18 protein-coding genes and 1 tRNA gene are annotated in these 17,327 nt (G+C 62.4%); 11 read left to right on the top strand and 8 right to left on the bottom strand.

Going from position 1 to position 17,327, the window contains the following annotated elements:
* The first annotated feature begins 52 nt into the window (after window positions 1-52).
* Entirely contained in the window at window positions 53-2,185 is a 2,133-nt protein-coding gene (locus tag E8Q41_RS24710) for a sodium-translocating pyrophosphatase (RefSeq protein ID WP_137158229.1), read from the top strand.
* Between the two features lie 74 nt (window positions 2,186-2,259).
* Here the strand turns inward: E8Q41_RS24710 and E8Q41_RS24705 are convergent, their stop codons facing one another.
* Complete coding sequence (locus E8Q41_RS24705) at window positions 2,260-2,778, bottom strand: outer membrane protein assembly factor BamE (protein WP_137158228.1); 519 nt, start codon at window positions 2,776-2,778, stop codon at window positions 2,260-2,262.
* Window positions 2,779-2,971: 193 nt separating this feature from the next.
* Between E8Q41_RS24705 and E8Q41_RS24700 the strand changes: the two genes are divergently transcribed.
* The 7 genes from E8Q41_RS24700 (at window position 2,972) to E8Q41_RS24670 (ending at window position 7,626) form a co-directional block, all read left to right on the top strand.
* Window positions 2,972-3,523: a ubiquinol-cytochrome C chaperone family protein gene (locus tag E8Q41_RS24700; protein ID WP_137158227.1), complete on the top strand. Its 552-nt coding sequence runs from the start codon at window positions 2,972-2,974 to the stop codon at window positions 3,521-3,523.
* Window positions 3,520-4,077 carry a DUF177 domain-containing protein gene (locus E8Q41_RS24695; RefSeq protein WP_137158226.1) on the top strand — a complete coding sequence of 186 codons (558 nt, stop codon included), beginning with the start codon at window positions 3,520-3,522 and terminating at the stop codon, window positions 4,075-4,077. The genes E8Q41_RS24700 and E8Q41_RS24695 overlap by 4 nt, the downstream gene beginning before the upstream one ends.
* Window positions 4,078-4,216: 139 nt before the next feature.
* On the top strand, window positions 4,217-5,281 hold the full coding sequence (gene plsX, locus E8Q41_RS24690; protein WP_137158225.1) for a phosphate acyltransferase PlsX: 1,065 nt from the start codon (window positions 4,217-4,219) through the stop codon (window positions 5,279-5,281).
* Between the two features lie 2 nt (window positions 5,282-5,283).
* On the top strand, window positions 5,284-6,255 hold the full coding sequence (locus E8Q41_RS24685) for a beta-ketoacyl-ACP synthase III (protein WP_137158224.1): 972 nt from the start codon (window positions 5,284-5,286) through the stop codon (window positions 6,253-6,255).
* Window positions 6,256-6,363: 108 nt separating this feature from the next.
* Entirely contained in the window at window positions 6,364-6,717 is a 354-nt protein-coding gene (locus tag E8Q41_RS24680; protein ID WP_137158223.1) for an integration host factor subunit alpha, read from the top strand.
* A 67-nt stretch (window positions 6,718-6,784) separates the two neighbouring features.
* Window positions 6,785-7,369 carry a MerR family transcriptional regulator gene (locus E8Q41_RS24675; protein WP_137158222.1) on the top strand — a complete coding sequence of 195 codons (585 nt, stop codon included), beginning with the start codon at window positions 6,785-6,787 and terminating at the stop codon, window positions 7,367-7,369.
* 65 nt (window positions 7,370-7,434) lie between these two features.
* On the top strand, window positions 7,435-7,626 hold the full coding sequence (locus E8Q41_RS24670; RefSeq protein WP_137158221.1) for a hypothetical protein: 192 nt from the start codon (window positions 7,435-7,437) through the stop codon (window positions 7,624-7,626).
* Here the strand turns inward: E8Q41_RS24670 and E8Q41_RS24665 are convergent.
* Complete coding sequence (locus tag E8Q41_RS24665; RefSeq protein ID WP_137158220.1) at window positions 7,620-9,197, bottom strand: HWE histidine kinase domain-containing protein; 1,578 nt, start codon at window positions 9,195-9,197, stop codon at window positions 7,620-7,622. The two genes, E8Q41_RS24670 and E8Q41_RS24665, sit on opposite strands and share 7 nt — an antisense overlap.
* A gap of 330 nt (window positions 9,198-9,527) precedes the next feature.
* On the opposite strand from E8Q41_RS24665, the gene E8Q41_RS24660 reads away from it, so the two are divergent.
* Window positions 9,528-9,601: transfer RNA gene (locus E8Q41_RS24660), tRNA-Pro, on the top strand.
* Between the two features lie 68 nt (window positions 9,602-9,669).
* Here E8Q41_RS24660 and E8Q41_RS24655 read toward each other — a convergent pair.
* The 3 genes from E8Q41_RS24655 to E8Q41_RS24645 are packed head-to-tail and all read right to left on the bottom strand — an operon-like array spanning window position 9,670 to window position 12,046.
* Complete coding sequence (locus tag E8Q41_RS24655) at window positions 9,670-11,034, bottom strand: HAMP domain-containing sensor histidine kinase (protein ID WP_137158219.1); 1,365 nt, start codon at window positions 11,032-11,034, stop codon at window positions 9,670-9,672.
* Window positions 11,031-11,699, bottom strand: a complete 669-nt coding sequence (locus E8Q41_RS24650; RefSeq protein WP_170976607.1) for a response regulator transcription factor — start codon at window positions 11,697-11,699, stop codon at window positions 11,031-11,033. The genes E8Q41_RS24655 and E8Q41_RS24650 overlap by 4 nt, the downstream gene beginning before the upstream one ends.
* The gene (locus E8Q41_RS24645; RefSeq protein ID WP_137158217.1) at window positions 11,699-12,046 is read right to left on the bottom strand and encodes a PepSY domain-containing protein; all 348 of its coding nucleotides are present in this window, start codon (window positions 12,044-12,046) and stop codon (window positions 11,699-11,701) included. The genes E8Q41_RS24650 and E8Q41_RS24645 overlap by 1 nt, the downstream gene beginning before the upstream one ends.
* 132 nt (window positions 12,047-12,178) lie before the next feature.
* Here E8Q41_RS24645 and E8Q41_RS24640 point away from each other — a divergent pair, with 132 nt between their 5' ends.
* Together E8Q41_RS24640 and E8Q41_RS24635 are read left to right on the top strand one after the other, a co-directional pair.
* Window positions 12,179-12,454, top strand: a complete 276-nt coding sequence (locus tag E8Q41_RS24640; RefSeq protein WP_137158216.1) for a PepSY domain-containing protein — start codon at window positions 12,179-12,181, stop codon at window positions 12,452-12,454.
* Between the two features lie 2 nt (window positions 12,455-12,456).
* A complete protein-coding gene (locus E8Q41_RS24635) occupies window positions 12,457-13,017 on the top strand; it encodes a cytochrome b/b6 domain-containing protein (protein ID WP_137158215.1) in 561 nt (186 codons plus the stop codon).
* Window positions 13,018-13,351: 334 nt separating this feature from the next.
* Here the strand turns inward: E8Q41_RS24635 and E8Q41_RS24630 are convergent, their stop codons facing one another.
* The 3 genes from E8Q41_RS24630 to E8Q41_RS24620 are packed head-to-tail and all read right to left on the bottom strand — an operon-like array spanning window position 13,352 to window position 17,288.
* On the bottom strand, window positions 13,352-14,497 hold the full coding sequence (locus E8Q41_RS24630; protein ID WP_137158214.1) for a glycosyltransferase family 4 protein: 1,146 nt from the start codon (window positions 14,495-14,497) through the stop codon (window positions 13,352-13,354).
* The gene (locus E8Q41_RS24625; RefSeq protein ID WP_137158213.1) at window positions 14,497-15,750 is read right to left on the bottom strand and encodes an O-antigen ligase family protein; all 1,254 of its coding nucleotides are present in this window, start codon (window positions 15,748-15,750) and stop codon (window positions 14,497-14,499) included. The genes E8Q41_RS24630 and E8Q41_RS24625 overlap by 1 nt, the downstream gene beginning before the upstream one ends.
* Complete coding sequence (locus E8Q41_RS24620) at window positions 15,747-17,288, bottom strand: undecaprenyl-phosphate glucose phosphotransferase (RefSeq protein ID WP_137158212.1); 1,542 nt, start codon at window positions 17,286-17,288, stop codon at window positions 15,747-15,749. The genes E8Q41_RS24625 and E8Q41_RS24620 overlap by 4 nt, the downstream gene beginning before the upstream one ends.
* Window positions 17,289-17,327 lie beyond the last annotated feature (39 nt).

Below are 17,327 nucleotides of genomic sequence, written 5' to 3'. Positions count from 1 at the left end.
GTTTCCTGACCGGCGGATATCCCATCCGCCGCCACTGTGGAGGAAACTGGGAATGAGCATCATGTTTGGCGTCATAGTCTGCGGGCTCCTGTCCGTAGCCTATGCGATCTGGGCGACGCAATCGGTCCTCGCGGCCGATCAGGGCAACGCTCGCATGCAGGAAATTGCAGGTTATATTCGGGAGGGCGCACAGGCCTATCTGGCCCGCCAATACACCACAATCGCCATCGTCGGCGTCGTCGTTTTCATTCTCGCCTTTTTCCTGCTGTCGGCCGCGGCGGCCTTCGGCTTTCTCATCGGCGCGGTTCTCTCTGGCGCTGCGGGTTTCATCGGCATGCATGTGTCGGTGCGCGCCAATGTGCGCACGGCGCAGGCGGCCTCGCGCAGCCTGGCTGAAGGCCTCGACATCGCCTTCAAGTCCGGCGCGATCACCGGCCTTCTCGTCGCCGGTCTCGCGCTGCTCGGCGTGGCGGTCTATTTCTTCATTTTGACGGATGTGCTCGGCCATGAAGACGGCAGCCGCGAAGTCATCGACGCGCTGGTGTCGCTCGGCTTCGGCGCCTCGCTGATCTCGATCTTCGCCCGCCTCGGCGGCGGCATCTTCACCAAGGGCGCCGATGTCGGCGGCGACCTCGTCGGCAAGGTGGAGGCGGGCATTCCCGAAGACGATCCGCGCAATCCGGCCACCATCGCCGACAATGTCGGCGACAATGTCGGCGACTGCGCCGGCATGGCGGCCGACCTGTTCGAGACCTATGCCGTCACGGTGGTGGCGACCATGGTTCTCGCCGCGATCTTCTTTGCCGGAACCCCGGCGCTCGGAAGCGCGATGATGTATCCGCTGGCGATCTGCGCCGGATCGATCCTCACTTCGATCGCCGGCACCTTCTTCGTCAAGCTCGGCCCGTCCAACAACATCATGGGCGCTCTCTACAAGGGCCTCATCGCCACCGGCGTCCTGTCGGTCGTCGCGATCGGGGCTGCGACGTCGCTCACCGTCGGTTGGGGCGATTTCGGCAAGGAAGGCGCGATGATCAGCGGAACCAGCCTGTTCCTCTGCGCGCTCGTGGGGCTCGTGGTCACGGCGCTGATCGTGGTCATCACCGAATACTACACCGGCACCAACAAGCGCCCGGTCAATTCCATCTCGCAGGCCTCCGTCACCGGTCATGGCACCAACGTCATCCAGGGCCTCGCCGTGTCGCTCGAATCCACCGCGCTCCCGGCGATCGTCATCGTCGGCGGCATTATCGCCACCTACCAGTTGGGCGGCCTGTTCGGCACCGGCATCGCGGTTACCGCCATGCTCGGCCTCGCCGGCATGATCGTGGCGCTCGACGCCTTCGGCCCGGTCACCGACAATGCCGGCGGCATCGCCGAAATGTCGCATCTGCCGCCCGATGTCCGCAAGGTCACCGACGCGCTGGATGCCGTCGGCAACACGACCAAGGCGGTCACCAAGGGCTACGCCATCGGTTCCGCCGGCCTCGGCGCGCTGGTGCTGTTCGCCGCCTACTCCAACGACCTGCAATATTTCGCGGCCAATTCCGCGCAATATCCTTACTTCGCCGATGTCGGACCGATCTCCTTCGATCTCTCCAACCCCTATGTCGTCGCAGGTCTGATCTTCGGCGGACTGATCCCCTATCTGTTCGGCGGCATCGCCATGACGGCGGTGGGCCGCGCAGCCGGGTCGATCGTCGAGGAAGTGCGTCGTCAGTTCCGTGAAAAGCCAGGGATCATGGAGGGCCGCGACAAACCCGATTACGGTCGCGCCGTGGACATCCTTACCCGCGCCGCCATTCGTGAAATGATCGTGCCTTCTCTTCTGCCGGTGCTGGCGCCGCTCGTCGTGTATTTCGGCGTGCTGCTGATCTCGGGCTCCAAGGCTTCGGCCTTTGCTGCGCTCGGCGCCTCGCTGCTCGGCGTCATCGTCAACGGCCTGTTCGTGGCGATTTCCATGACCTCGGGCGGCGGCGCCTGGGACAATGCCAAGAAGAGCTTCGAGGACGGTTTCGTCGACAAGGACGGCGTGCGCCACCTCAAGGGTTCGGACGCCCACAAGGCTTCGGTGACCGGCGACACTGTCGGCGATCCCTATAAGGACACCGCCGGCCCCGCCGTCAATCCGGCGATCAAGATCACCAACATCGTCGCGCTCTTGCTGCTGGCCGTGCTGGCCTGAGACGCATAACCTGAAAACGAAGAAGCCGCGCAAGACCTGCGCGGCTTCTGTCATTTGAAGGCGAGGGCTGCGCCTTAGTAAGGGTTGCCCTGCGTATTCGTGCCGCCCAGCATCTGCTGGACCTGCTGGCCCGGATTGATGCCGCCGCGAAGCAGGCGCATCAGGAAGGTCATTTCGGTGCCGCCGGTCGGCGTGGTGCGCGAGATCATGTCGAAGATGCGACCGTCCTGCAGCTTGTAATGGGCGATGCGCGAAACCACGCCGTCCTTGTCGAAATAGACCGCCATGATCGACTGATCGACCAGCTTCGGCTTCATGAAGGCGACCGAGCGCGTGCGCTCCTGCGAGATATAGTAAAACACTTCGGTGTCGAAGGTCGCGGTCGACGACGGCGTGCCGAGCGACAACAGCACCTGTTCGCGGCTGGAGCCCACAGGAGCCAGCGCCAGCGTCTGCTCGTCGACAACATAGCCATTCTTGATGATTTCACCGGTCTGGCATCCGGAAAGCGCCACGGTCGTCATCAACACCGCAAGGACCACGCTCGCTGCCTTACCCGCCCGGCCTTGCTGAATCTGCATTTTCAACGACATCTCCCAAGCTCATGACCCGAGGGCGGGCATTCGCGACGTTCGGCTACGACATCTGGCGAAACGCCGATCCAGTCGCCACATAAGCCAACGCCATTGCATTTCATGCCTGCTTCGGTAAACCAGCTTTCGGCAGGATGCAACATGGCGCTTGTCCCTCGCATCCGATTTCACAAGGCCAAATCAGGGCAAATTGATGATCTTCAGCCTGTTTCGGAAAAATAACCCAGAGCGCGACGCAGCCTATAGGCAATACGCCCTGCTGACCGACGCCGGCCGCCGGCCGGTCTTCTTTATAGAGGGCAATGCGCCGGATACGGTGATCGGCCGGTTCGAGGTGATCTCGCTGCTGTTGATTCTCTATTTCCGGCGCACCGCCGAGATCGGCGGCAAGGCCAAGGACATCGCCCAATATGTGGCGGACGCCTTTTTCGAGGATCTCGATCACTCGATTCGCGAGCTCGGCGTCGGCGATCACGGGGTGCCCAAGCGCCTGAAGAAGCTGGCCCAGATGTTCTACGGCCGTCTCGATTCCTACGGCGCGGCGCTCAATGCCAGTGACGCAGACGCTTTGGAAGCGGCGCTGAAACGGAATTTACACCCTGAAACCGCGGATACGGCGCTTTCCATGCGCTGGCTCGCCGACTATATGATCGCGGCGGAACGCGACTTCAAAGCCGCTCCGGCCGAAACAGTGCTGCGCGGCGAGGCTCCGATCCCGACCGTCGCAGCGGGAGACCCATCATGAGCAAGACATCCACCGACGCGCCCTTTTCCTATCGGGTCAAGGTCGGGCATGTGTCGCACAATCCGATCGAAGTGCATGTCGAAGCCGACGCCCGCGAACTCAAGGCGCTTGCCGACCTCTGGCAGGTGCTGTCGGTCGACGCGCTGAGCGCCGATCTCAAGCTGCGCCGCTGGAAAAAGGACGGCGTCAAGGTGTTCGGCGAATTGCGCGGCCGCGTCACCCAGGCTTGCGTGGTGACGCTGGAGCCGGTCGAGAGCGAGTTCGTCGAGGAGATCGACCAGATCTTCGTGCCCGAAGGCTCTGCGCTCGCCCGCATTCCCGCCAATGACGAAGGCGAACTCGTCGTCGATCCCGATGGTCCGGACCTGCCCGAGACCTTCGTCGGCGATGCGATCGACGTCGGCGAACTGGTGGCGGAACTCGCCGCGATGGGGCTCGATCCTTATCCGCGCAAGCCGGGCGCGGAATTTGCCAACCGGATCGAATCCACTGCGGCCGACGACAAGAAACCCTCGCCCTTCGCGGTGCTCAAATCCATGAAGCTCGACAAATAGCAAAGCCGCCGCGCCGCGGAGCGCCGCCCGAGCGGCGTTCCGAAGGGATCGCCAAAGGGGTTGTAAGTAGGGCCGAAAACATTATTTTGGCCGCAATGGCAGAGGCTCACGCCTCGGGCTAACAGGGATCAGAAACGACGTGATCAGAATTTCCATTGACGCCATGGGGGGCGATTTCGGCCCTGAAGTTTGCCTCGAAGGCGCATCCATCGCCCTTTTGCGACAGCCGGACATCCAGTTCATCATTTATGGTCAGGAAGATGTCTGCCAGCCGATCCTGGCGAAATATCCGAAGCTCAAGGAGCGTTCGGTCTTCCACCACTGCGATGTCGCGATCCGCATGGATGAGAAGCCGAGCCAGGCGTTGCGCCGCGGCCGCTACGCTTCGTCGATGTGGCGCGCCATCGAGGCGGTGAAGCTCGATGAAGCCGATGCTGCGATCTCGGCGGGCAATACTGGTGCGCTGATGGCGATGTCCAAATTCTGCCTGCGCACCATGGCGAATGTGGAGCGTCCCGCCATTGCCGGCATCTGGCCGACCATGCGCGGCGAGAGCATCGTGCTCGACATCGGCGCCACGATCGGGGCCGACAGTCAGCAGCTTCTCGATTTCTCGCTGATGGGCGGCGCGATGGCGCGGGCGCTGTTCGAAGTGCGCAAGCCCACCGTCGGCCTGCTCAATGTCGGCGTCGAGGAGATCAAGGGCCAGGAAGAGGTCAAGGAAGCCGGTCGTCTGCTGCGCGAGGCCAATCTCGACACCATTGATTATCACGGTTTCGTCGAGGGCGACGATATCGGCCGAGGCACCGTCGATGTCGTGGTGACCGAAGGCTTCACCGGCAATATCGCGCTGAAGGCCGCCGAGGGAACGGCGCGGCAGATCTCTGATCTCCTGAAGGCGGCAATCAAGCGCAGCCTGATGGCCAAGATCGGCTATCTGCTCGCCAAGAGCGCCTTCGACGTGCTGCGGGAGAAGATGGATCCGCGCAAGGTCAATGGCGGCGTGTTTCTCGGATTGAATGGGATTGTTATAAAAAGTCATGGCGGAACCGATGGCGAGGGCTATGCGGCGGCCATCAAGGTCGGATATGACATGGTCCGCAACGGTCTGCTGCAGAAAATTGACGCGGACTTGAGGAAATACCATACCCTGCGGGTCCCGCCCTCGGACCCCCAGGATGAAAACGCCAACGGGATGCTGTGAAAATGATCCGATCGATCGTGCGCGGGTTCGGCTCGGCCCTGCCGAAGCGCGTCGTCACCAATCGCGAAATGGAATCCATGGTGGACACCACCGACGAATGGATCGTGCAGCGGACCGGCATACGCCAGCGCTACATTGCCGGCGAGGGTGAAACCACGGCCTCGCTCGGCGAGGCTGCGGCGCGCGCGGCGCTTGCCAATGCTGGACTGACGCCGGACGACATCGATCTCATCGTCGTCGCCACGTCGACGCCGGACAACACATTTCCGGCCACCGCCGTCAATATCCAGAATCGCCTGGGCATGAAGCATGGCGCGGCCTTCGACATGCAGGCGGTCTGCACCGGCTTCGTCTATGCGGTCACCACCGCCGACGCCTATATCCGCGGTGGCCTCGCCAAACGCGTGCTGGTGATCGGCGCCGAAACCTTCTCCCGCATTCTCGACTGGAACGACCGCACCACCTGCGTTCTGTTCGGCGACGGCGCCGGCGCGCTGGTGCTGGAAGCCGGTGAGGGTGAGGGGACGAGCGACGACCGCGGCGTGCTGACCGCGCATCTGCGCTCCGACGGCTCCCACAAGGACAAACTCTATGTCGATGGCGGCCCGTCGTCCACCGGCACGGTCGGCCATCTGCGCATGGAGGGCCGCGAGGTCTTCAAACATGCCGTCGGCATGATTACGGATGTGATCGTCGACGCTTTCGAGGCGGTGAAATCGCCGCTCGAGGCGATCGACTGGCTCGTGCCGCATCAGGCGAACGTCCGCATCATCGAAGGTTCGGCCAAGAAACTCGGCATTCCCATGGAAAAAGTGGTCGTGACGGTCGACCAGCACGGCAATACCTCGGCGGCGTCGATTCCGCTTGCGCTTGCCGTAGCGGCAGGCGATGGCCGCATCAAGAAGGGCGATCTCGTGCTTCTGGAAGCCATGGGCGGAGGATTTACCTGGGGCTCGGTGCTACTGCGCTGGTAAAGCAAGGAAAATCCCGCTTTGATGCTTCGTCGGGCGCTTGACCCCGCCCGACAACAACAATAGTCTCCGCTATGATTTTCACATAGTTGATAGATCAGGCGGGGGATCATGAGCGGCAAGACTGTGACGAGAGCGGATCTGGCGGAATCGGTCTTTCGCAAGGTCGGGTTGTCGAGGACTGAGTCCGCGCAACTGGTCGAGACGGTGATCGACGAGATCTGCAACGCCATCGTTCGCGGGGAAAGCGTCAAGCTGTCCTCGTTTGCGACCTTCCAGGTGCGCAGCAAGAACGAGCGCATCGGCCGCAACCCGAAGACCGGGGAGGAAGTGCCGATTTCTCCGCGTCGCGTGATGACCTTCAAGGCATCCAACGTGCTGAAAAACCGCATCCTCAAGAGCCATCTGGCGCGCAAGGCGAAAGCCAAACCGGCCGAGGCGAAGACGGCCGAACAGAAGGGCTGACATCGGCCAGCGCCCGATCAATCGAGATCGGGCCCGTGACTGCGGCGACAGCGGAGTTTTTTGAAACATGGAAAAAAGTCCGGATGCGTTTCGCACCATCAGCGAAGTCGCCGAAGACCTGGATCTTCCGCAGCATGTGCTCCGCTTCTGGGAGACGCGATTTCCGCAGATCAAGCCGCTGAAGCGCGGCGGCGGTCGCCGCTATTACCGTCCCGACGATGTCGAACTGCTCAAGGGCATCCGTCATCTGCTCTATGATCACGGCTATACGATCAAGGGCGTGCAGAAACTGCTGAAGACCAACGGCAACAAGTTCGTCGCCGCCGCCGCCTCCGGCGATCTCGCCACCATGGAGGCGCTCGCCGCCCAGAGCCGCGACGAGCCCGAAGACGCGCCGCCTCCGCTGCAGATTTCGATCGCGCCGCCGATTTCGCATGCGTTGCCCAAGGGCATCCTGTCCGACGATGACCAGTTGGTTGGTCGTCCGAAGCCGCCCGCCACCCGCCGTTTCTTCGGCCTCATCAGCGGCGGAGACGACGAACCGTCTTTCAGCGGTTCGAGCGGCATGATGAGCAAGGAAGACCGGGCGCTGCTGCAGGAGGCCCTGTTCGATCTCTTGGAATGCAAGCGGCTGCTCGACCAGGTGCGCTAATTCGCTAACCGACGGGAACCTTGATCCGGGCCCGGCGTTGATGCCGCATAGCCAGGGAGGTCTCCATGAATATCAGCGCATCGATCCGTTCCCCGCTCCGCGAACGCGATTCCTGGCCCGTCTCGGGTCCCGTCTACGCCATGCCCCATGCCGCTGAACAGCGCCGCGCAAAGCGCACTCTCTGGGTGAAGATTTGCGACAGCCTCAATGCTCCGGAGAAGGATGACGGCGGTCCTGTCGCGCCGATCTATTACTGAGAAATCTCGTCGTCCTCGGCAAAGCGAATGACGAAATGCGCCCCCTGACCCTCCTGGCGCAAGATTTCGAATGCGCCGCCGATCTGTTGAGTGAAGGCGCGGACCATTGCGAGGCCAGAACTGCGCTCCGTCGTCTCCTGGAAACCGACCCCGTTGTCGCGAACGCTCAGGGCGATGTCTCCACCGGATCTTTCGAGACAGATGTCAATCTTTCCATCGTTCCTGTCGGCAAAGGCGTGCTTGACGGAATTTGTGAGAAGCTCCGTGACGATCAGCGCAAGCGGAGTCGCCCGGTCGGCTTTCAGGCGTACGGGGCCAGCATGGAGAAAAGCCACGGCGATACTTCTTTCATCGGGAATGATCGCCGGACTTTGGCTAATTTGCTCGATCAGATTGACGAGGTCGACCTGTGAATCGCCGCCGGCGCGATAAAGAAGATCGTGAACTTCAGATATCGCATGCACCCTGGCGCGTAATTCCGCGCCGTCGATCGCGCTTTGCCGACGCATCTGCATGCCGATCATCGCTTCGACCAGCGCCAGGTTGTTTTTGACGCGATGATTGAGCTCCTGCATCAACCGCTCGCGTTCGCTTGCGAGTTTCTCGGCGTCCTCGCTCCGGCGTCGGGATTCTTCGGCTTCCTGCCGCGAGCTTTGTGCGGCCCAGTCGCTTCTCACCTTGCCGACCAGCACGAATCCGATCGCGCCAAGCGCCAAGAGCGCTCCGAGAATCGGCCCGATCTGATAGGCCCATCCAACGAGGATCGACCTCGTGGTAATGCCATAATTTGCTGTAAGCGACAGTTCGGGCAAGCGAGAAATTGCATAGATTCGCTCTACGCCGTCGGTCTTCGCGACCGCGCGGAGGATGTCGGCGCCATTTCTCAGTGCCATTGTGACCCCGGCATCCCGCGGAAGCATCATTGGCGGGGAGACGAAATTCCGGATGAGCAGCATGCCGTCGGTACGTGTCACCGACGCCGCATTACCGTTTTCCTCGGCGATTGTCTGAAGATAACTCCGCAGGGCCTCGACGGCTACGGCGGACACAATGACGCCTGAAAATCCCTCAACGACGAAGGGCTGGGCGAAGATGATCGCGTCGTTCTTGCCCTGATTGAGCAGAAGCCGATCCACGTAAATTTGCTGCCCGTCGCGGATCGCATCTATGTAGTCCCGCCGTCCGAACTTCGCCTTGATAGGATAGGAGCGGCTGGAGGCGATCAGTTCGCCATCGAAGCCGACTATCAACAGGCCAAGGCTGTTTTTCTGAGACTGTTCCATTCCCTCGAGAAAGAGGTGAAAGCTTCGTGATCTCAGAAAGGCTAGGTCTTCGCCCTGGGCGCGCTCCCGCACGGCCTGATGAACAAGCGTATGGGTTTGCGCCAGTCGCTCCAGGAATTGTTGGATCAGATAGGCGTTCGAACGCGCTGTCGCGATCGCCTGCCGTTCGGCCGCGTTATGGCTCAATACGGCCCAGACGATGCTGACCAGAAGCGGCAGCAAAAGACTGCCCCACCGCAGCGCTACGAGCGATGCGGGCAATGTTCGCCACGTCGAACCGTCCATCATCGCGCCTCTACGACCCAAGTACTGCCCCCGGCGCCCAACTAAGTCTGCGGCACATTAAAGATGTTTTCCAAGTTTGCAACGCGCTCGCCCCGTCCCGTTCCGACCAACAGCAGGGAAGTGGAAAACCGGCCGGAGATCGAGAATGTCGACGGAAAAGCATGGGCGCGGAACATTTTGCTCTTGCTTCTTCCGCAGGGAAAGTCTAACGAACCCAAGCCTTAGGGCGAGGTCTGAACGCAACGCGGCGCATCGAGCGCGACACCGGTGGCGACATCGGAGCGGTTGTGGGAAAGTCCTGAAACTGTCCTTGGACAGTTCGAAAACGTCGTACGGAGTGTAGCGCAGCCTGGTAGCGCACTTGACTGGGGGTCAAGGGGTCGTGGGTTCGAATCCCGCCACTCCGACGTTTTCTCTAAAAAATCAAAATCATATTTAGGCTTTGAGCGCCGGCGCGTCGGGACGTCGATGCGCGTCACTGCGATGCTGGATCATGCGACGCGACCCGAGCCCGGAAGCCGCCTTCCTCGCGATTGTCCAGCGTCAACTTCAGGCCGTAAACGCTCGCGATTTCCGAAACGATCGCCAGACCCAGCCCGGAACCAGGCTTGATCAGGTCGAGCCGCAGGCCGCGGCGCGGAAGATCCGCCAAGCGTTCGGGCGCTGCCCCGGGGCCATCATCCTCGATCTTCAGCTCAAAGCCGTCGTCCGTCTTCGTTGCCGTGACAACAACTTCGGCCCGGGCCCATTTCGCGGCGTTTTCCAGGAGGTTGCCGGCGAGTTCGCGAAAATCATGCGGGTCGAGCGGGACCGTCATGTCGTCAGGAACATCGCTTCGCCATATCAGGCGTTCGCCGGCTTCCGTATGCTGCAGCATGTGGATCGTCTCGCGGATGATCCTGGCGACATCGGCGTCCCCGCTGCGTTGTTCGGGGCTCGGGGTGATGCGGGCGCGGGCTAGTTCGTGTTCGACATGCGAGAGCATCGCATCCGCCAGATGGTCGAGTTCATCCGCCATCTCGATCTCGCCCTTGTCGCGCAGCGTCAGGGCGTTGTTGGTCAGCACGGTCAGCGGCGTCTTCAGCCCATGCGCGAGATCGCTGGCGCGGCCGCGCGCTTTTTCCATGATCTCGGTCTGGCTCTCGAGCAGCCGGTTCAACCGATCGACAAGCGGCTGGATTTCTCGGGGATAAGTGCCGGCGAGGCGGTTGGCGCGCCGGTCGCGGATCGCCTCCAGGTCGCGACCGATCCGCTCGAGCGGCCGCAAGCCGATCCAGAGCTGGCCGATCGACATGAGCACAAGCAACGCGGCGAGAACGGCGACATAGGGGAGAATGTCGAGCGCGAAGGCGGCGCGGGCAGTGTCGACCTCTTCGGCGTCGACGGCAACCGCGATGCGCACAGCGCGCACGCCTTCAGGCGCGTTCAGGGCCAGCACGCGCTCTTGCACCAGCACATCCCGACCCTCCGGACCCGGCAAGCGATATTGATGCATCACGCCGACCGGATGCGCATCCCTGGGCAGCGGCAGCGCATAGTCGAACAGGGATGGCGAGCGCAGTTCGCGGCTGGAGGCGGGATCGTCGATCTGCCAGTAGAGGCCGCCATAGGGCAGTAGCGAGCGATTGTCGGCAAGTCCCCCCTCGGGCGCTTCGATTGCGCCGCCGGGCGCAAAGCGGATGACGGCGGCCAGCCGGTTGATATGCCCCGTGAGCTCCTTCTGCACGCGCGAACTGTAGCTCTCGGCGAATATGTGCAGCAGCGCCGCGCCGGCAATGCCGAGACAGATGGTGACGGCGATCACCGAGGTGAGGATGAAGCGGCTTTGCAGCGACCTCATGACGTCGGGTCCGAGGCGATCTGGTAGCCGAAGCCTCGGCGCGTGAGAATGACGTCGCGCCCCAACTTCTTTCTGAGGCGGCCGATCAGCACTTCCACCGAATTGCTCTCCCGCTCGAAATCCTGCGTGTAGAGCTGTTCGGTCAGCTCCATCTGCGAGACCGCCCGATCCCTGTTCTGCATCAGCACGGATAGGCATTTATATTCGAGCGGCGTGACGTCCACAGGAAGGCCGTCGACGGCGACGGATCTTCTTCGCGTGTCGATGGAGAGCGAGCCGGAGGACAGGATGGCGCTGGCCTGTCCCGAAGAGCGCCGCAGCACCGCATGCAGTCGTGCGATGAGTTCGGCGATTCGGAACGGTTTGCCGAGATAGTCGTCGGCCCCGGCATTGATGCCCTCGACCCGTTCCTCCCAATTGCCCCGCGCCGTCAGAATGATCACCGGCATGATGCGGCCCTGCGTTCGCCATGTCTTGAGGATCGTCAACCCATCGATCGAGGGCAGGCCGAGATCGAGGATAACGGCGGCGAAATCTTCGGTTTCGCCGGCATAGAGCACGGCTTCGCCGTCCTTTTCGTGCGTGACCGTAAACCCCGCTTTGGTCAGCTGCGCGGCGACGTCGCGGGCGATGAGGGGATCGTCTTCAGCGAGCAGCACGCGCATCAGTCGTTCTCGATTTCGATGATGTTGCCGGTGGCGGCGTCGACTTCCACTTCGGTGACTTTGCCGCCGCTGGTGAGGATCCGGAATTCGTAGAGCATACGGCCCTCGTCGCGGTCGACACTGACATTGATCAATTCGCCGGGGGCCTGCGCCAGAACTTTGGCCTTCAGAACGCCCAGAGGCAGGATCTTGCCGTCCTGAACCATCCGTCGCAACGCGTCGCGCGACACGTCCTCCTCTTCATGCTCGCTTTGGGCATGGCTGTCATCGGCGCGCGCCGGATGCGAAAGCGGCGCGGCGCAGGCGAGGAGGAAAGAGATGAGGGCAAGGATGGGAACACGGCGCATCGCCGAGTGATAGCGCAACCGAGATGACAAGAAGCTGACAATCTCCATCAGGCGACCGTCAGCTTCGCGCGGCTAGCTTCCGTCTCGACCAGACGAGCACAAGGCTCCTGGGACCCAGATGGAGTAGACACTATGAACAAGATCATCCTTGCCACACTTCTGATTGCCGCCGCATCCGCCGGAATGGCCCGCGCCGAAGAAGACCAGAATTGCACACAAGCCGCCAAGGACAAATGGCTGAGCGAAGACGCGATCAAGGACAAGGCCAAGGCGGCCGGTCTCGATGTGCGCCGGGTGAAGGTCGAGGGTAGCTGCTACGAAGTCTACGCCGTCGACGCCAAAGGCGCCAAGGTCGAGGCGTTGTTCAATCCGGAAACGGGCGCGCTCGTCGGCCATGAAAGCGAATGACCATGCGCACATTGTTGAAGGGATATGCGGCGAGCAAGGGCTCGCCGCCGACGGTCAAAGTATGGGATCCCGTGGTGCGACTGTTCCATTGGAGCCTCGTGGCGCTGTTCGCGTTATCCTATTTGACCGGTGACGAGTGGAAACAGGCGCATATCCTCTCCGGTTACGCCATTATCGGCCTGCTGGCCATTCGCATCGTCTGGGGCCTGGTCGGAACGCGGCATGCGCGCTTTTCCAGCTTCATTTACAGCCCGACGACGATTGCTCGCTTTCTCCGGGACAGCCTGTTTCTGCGCGCCAAGCGTTATCTCGGTCATAATCCCGCCGGCGGGGCCATGGTGATTGCGCTCATCCTCGTCATCTCCGGCATCGCGGCAACAGGCTATATGATGACGACGGACGCCTATTGGGGCGTGGAATGGGTGGAAGACGCCCATGAAGTGCTGGTGAACGCCACGCTCGTGCTGGTCGGTCTTCACATCGCCGGGGTCGTGCTGGCGAGCATCGAGCATAAGGAAAATCTGGTCCGGGCGATGATCACGGGCCGCAAGCGGGCTGAATGAACTGCTCATCATCCGATGTTCTTCCACGCGGTCGCCGCCCGAGCCTATCGGGCGGCTCCGTTCGTCCCGCTGCCCGGCGCTATGGAAGGAGCCCCATATCGGACGCGAAACGGATGAGCCATCCTGCGGCTATGCCGGCGACAAGACACCATTCCACAAGCCCCGTTTCCATGTCCGCCTCCGGTTCCACGACGTCTGAACGGAGAATTAAGGCGGACGTTCCGTCGAAAATGAGGCGGCGCTCCCGTGATGATGAATCGACGATGGCGTGGGCGCCGTCCGGCGTTTCGTCATGGCGCAGTTCTGGACCAGGACGGCGGAGGGGCGGCCCCTCTCAGCGCTCGACGATGCTGCGATAGACCGCGTCCGTTTGATGGGTCATGCGATCAAGCGAATGCCGGTCGCGCCTGGAGGCGGCGGCAAGGCGAAGGCGCTGCAATCGTTCCGGCGCTATAGCGTCGGTCAGCGCACCGGCCAGATTTGTCGGATCGTCTTCATTGGCGACCAGCAGCCCGTTTTCGCCGTCGTCAACCACCGTCGTCGCGCCGCCGACGCGGGTCAGAACCATCGGCAGGCCGCAGGCTTCGGCCTCCAGCATCACATAGGACATCGCTTCGTAGCGGCTCGGCATGACCATAAGATCGAAGGCCTGCATGGCTTCGGGGCCGGGAATGTCCGAAACCAGGCGGATACGGTCGGCCGCGCCGCTCTGGGCGATTTCGGCGCGCGTCATGTCTTCGAGAGGCCCGGAGCCGATTATCAGGAGATGCGCGTCCGGATGCTGTCTGGCGACCCGGCCGAAGGCGCGGACCAGCCGCTCCGGCGCTTTCTGTTCGCACAGACGGCCGACAAAGCCGAACACCAGGGCATCGTCCCGCAATCCGCAACGCGCCCTGATCTCCGCGCGCCGGCCGCTCGGCGGCGAGGATGCGCCGTTCACCACCAGATGCAGGATGTCCTGCGGGATGCCAAGATCATGATGGGCATGGATCAGTTCGTCCTCGGAGACGCAGATCAGCGCGTCGGTGAAATAGCGCCCGAACAGGCTTTCGATGCCGCCGAAGATCTGCCGTCCCCGGGCGCCCAGCGTCGGGTCCATGGTGCGGAAGGCGTGCGGCGTATAGACCCGGGGAATATGAGCGCCCGGCGCCCTGAGGCGGGTGAGCGCGCCCGCCTTCGACGAATGCCCGTGGATGATGTCGAAGGGGCCATGCGCCGCAATGATCTTGCCGATCTCCCGCCAGGATTTGATGTCGGACGGCGAGGGGCTGCGGGTCATCGACACGGCATGCACGCCGGCAAGTCCGAGGTTCATCAACTCGTCGACGAATCGCTCCTCTGCGCGCATGGGCGAATAGATGGCCGTGATGCGGTGCCCGCGCTTTGTCAGCGCGCCGCAGAGATCGTTGAAGTGCCGGCCGGAGCCGCCCCCGCTCGGTTCGATGACCTGGAGGATGTTGAGAGATTGATTGCCCGACATCACGTCCGTCCCGCGCCTGCGCGCGCCAATTGTTTCTGGTGGCGATGCTCAAGCGCCGCGCAGCCCCAGACGATGCCGAACAGCATGAAGTGATGGCGCCAGTGATCGGTGTCGATGACGTTGCCGATCAGTTCATGGGCGCAAAGCACGATCCAGGCGGCGGCCAGGAAGGGCTGCCAGGGCCTGTTGCGGAACATGTATTTGAAGCCGAACCAGATCGACGACCAGACGAGACCGAGATAGGTCAGGAGCCCGAGCCAGCCATAGGTGGTCAGCGACTTCAGCCAGATATTGTGTTCGTCCTCTGGATAGATGGTGGAGAACACCATCGGCCCGATGCCGAGCGGCTGGCTCATGGCCGAGAGAAAGCCGAGTTGGTGGCGGGCGAAACGGCCGAGCCGTTCGCCGTCGTAATCCTGCACCAGCTTGGTGCGCTGGGTCAGAAGGTCGGAAATCTGCGGGATCTGCAGCGCCACGATGATGGCGACCACGCCGAGGACCGCGCCTGAAAGCACGATGACCAGCACTTTCAGCCGGAAGGCGCCGGAGCGTTCCTTGATGAACATGATCGCCACCATCATCATGGCGGAGAACAGGAACATCGCCCAGGCGGCGCGGGAGAAGGACAGGAACACCCCGAAAGTGAGGATCGCCAAGGACCCCGCGCGAATGGGCAGATGCTTGATCTTGCCGGTCAGGATGCCGTGGATGAGGTAGAGCGCCGGGCAGACCAGATAGGGGCCGAACACGTTCGGATCCTGAAACGCGCCTTTGGCGCGATCATAGAGCGTGAATACATGCGAGCCCGGGAAGGCGTTGAAATAGCCGAGAATGCCGAGCAGCGCGGTGATCACCGCCGCCGCCGTCCAGGCGTCGAAGATCAGCGTCAGGCGGCGATGGTCGTCCTCTATGATGGCGCAGAAGAACACCGAGCTCAGCGCCAGAAAGAAGGTGACGGCGAGATAGATGGCTCCCTCGACGACGCCCTTGGTCATCTGGGTCAGCGACAGCATGCCGCCGACCATATAGAGCAGCATGAAGATCAGCAGCACGCCGGTGGTGCGCGAGATCTTCAGCCCGAGAATGAACCAGAGGCCGATGAGCCCGGCCATGAACACTTCATAGGGGGCAGGCTCGTTGATGACGAAGCCGGACAGGAAAACGCCGAAGGCAACCAGACCCGATCCGATCATCCGCGCGGTGGCGCGGCCGGGGCGGAAGGCGTCTGGTTGGGAGACGGCGAGGGCGGTCAATAGGCGTTTTCCGTGTTGAGCAGCCGGAACGGCGTCAGGAACAGGATCTTGAGATCCAGCAACAGCGACCAGTTCTCGATGTAATAGAGGTCGTAGGCGGTGCGGAACTTGATCTTTTCGTCGCTGTCGATCTCGCCGCGCCAGCCATTGATCTGCGCCCAGCCGGTCACGCCGGGCTTGACGCGGTGGCGACCGAAATAGCCCTCGACGATCTGGTTGTAGATGCGGTCATGCGTGCGCGCGGCGACCGCATGCGGTCGCGGACCGACCAGCGACAGATCGCCCTTCAGCACGTTGAACAGCTGCGGCAACTCGTCGATCGAGGATTTGCGCAGGAAGCGGCCGACCGGGGTCACGCGCGGATCGCCCTTGGTCACGGCTCTGGTGGCGCTCTGGTCGCCCATGTCCGTGTACATCGAGCGGAATTTGAAGACGTCGATGATCTCGTTGTTGAAACCGTGGCGCTTCTGCTTGAAGAACACCGGCCCCTTGGATGTCGCCTTCACCGCAATCGCGGCGCCGATCATCACCGGCCAGAGACATGCGATGGCGAATGTTGCGAAAACCAGGTCGAAAGCGCGCTTGGCGACCGAGTCCCAGTCGCGGATCGGCTTGTCGAACACGTCGAGCATCGCCATGCGACCGATATGCGAATAGGCGCGCGGACGGAAACGCAGCTTGCTGGAATGAGCGGCGATGCGGATGTCGACCGGCAGGATCCAGAGCTTGCGCAGCAATTGCAGGATGCGCTGTTCGGCCGTCAGCGGCAGCGAGATGATCAGCATGTCGACGCGGGCGAGCCGGGTGAACTCCACCAGTTCCGCCACCGTGCCGAGCTTGGGATAGCCGGCGATCAGCTCGGGCGAGCGATGGTCGAGACGGTCGTCGAAAATGCCGAGAATGCGGATGTCGTTGTCGGGCTGGCTTTCGAGCGAGCGGATGAGATCCTGCGCGGGCTTGCCGCCGCAGACGATCACCGCGCGGCGCTCGAGAATGCCGTTGCGCAGCCAGTGACGCAGAAGACCGGCGAGTGAAAGCCGTGCTGCGGTCAGGTAGGCGAGGCCGAGTCCGAACCACAGGGCCACCGTGCCGGCGCTGATCCCGCCGATCAGGAATTCGTCTATGCCGATTGCAGCCGTGAAGCCGATCAGCCAGCCTGCGGCGTTGCGCCAGGCCATACGGCGCGGCGTGCGCAGGTTCTGGATCTGGTAACAGTCGAAAGCCTGCATCGCGAGCACGGCGAAACCGGCGGCGAGGAAGGTCATCCCCGATTGCGCCAGGGCCGCCTCGCCGTCGCGCAGGCCGAAATTGGCGATGCTGCCGGCCAGCGCCAGCATCAACAGGTCGAACAGGCGGAACATGCCGCGCATGATGGTCGGCGAATATTTGTCGTCGCGATACTGCGCGGCCACTCGCTTGGCGAAGTCGTTGAGTTCGGCCTTCGCTTCGCCCGGGCGCGCGGCGTCGATCGAGCTTTCCGACACTTGCTTGCGCAGGGCGTCGATATCGATTTCCGGTTGCTTTTCAGGCTGGGTCATTGCGTGTCTCGGTCGTGCTTCGGGTTGGACCGAGCATAG

The organism is Rhizobium sp. FKL33 (assembly GCF_005222915.1).
GTDB lineage: Bacteria > Pseudomonadota > Alphaproteobacteria > Rhizobiales > Rhizobiaceae > Rhizobium_E.
This window is presented reverse-complemented; position numbering and strand designations above follow the sequence as displayed.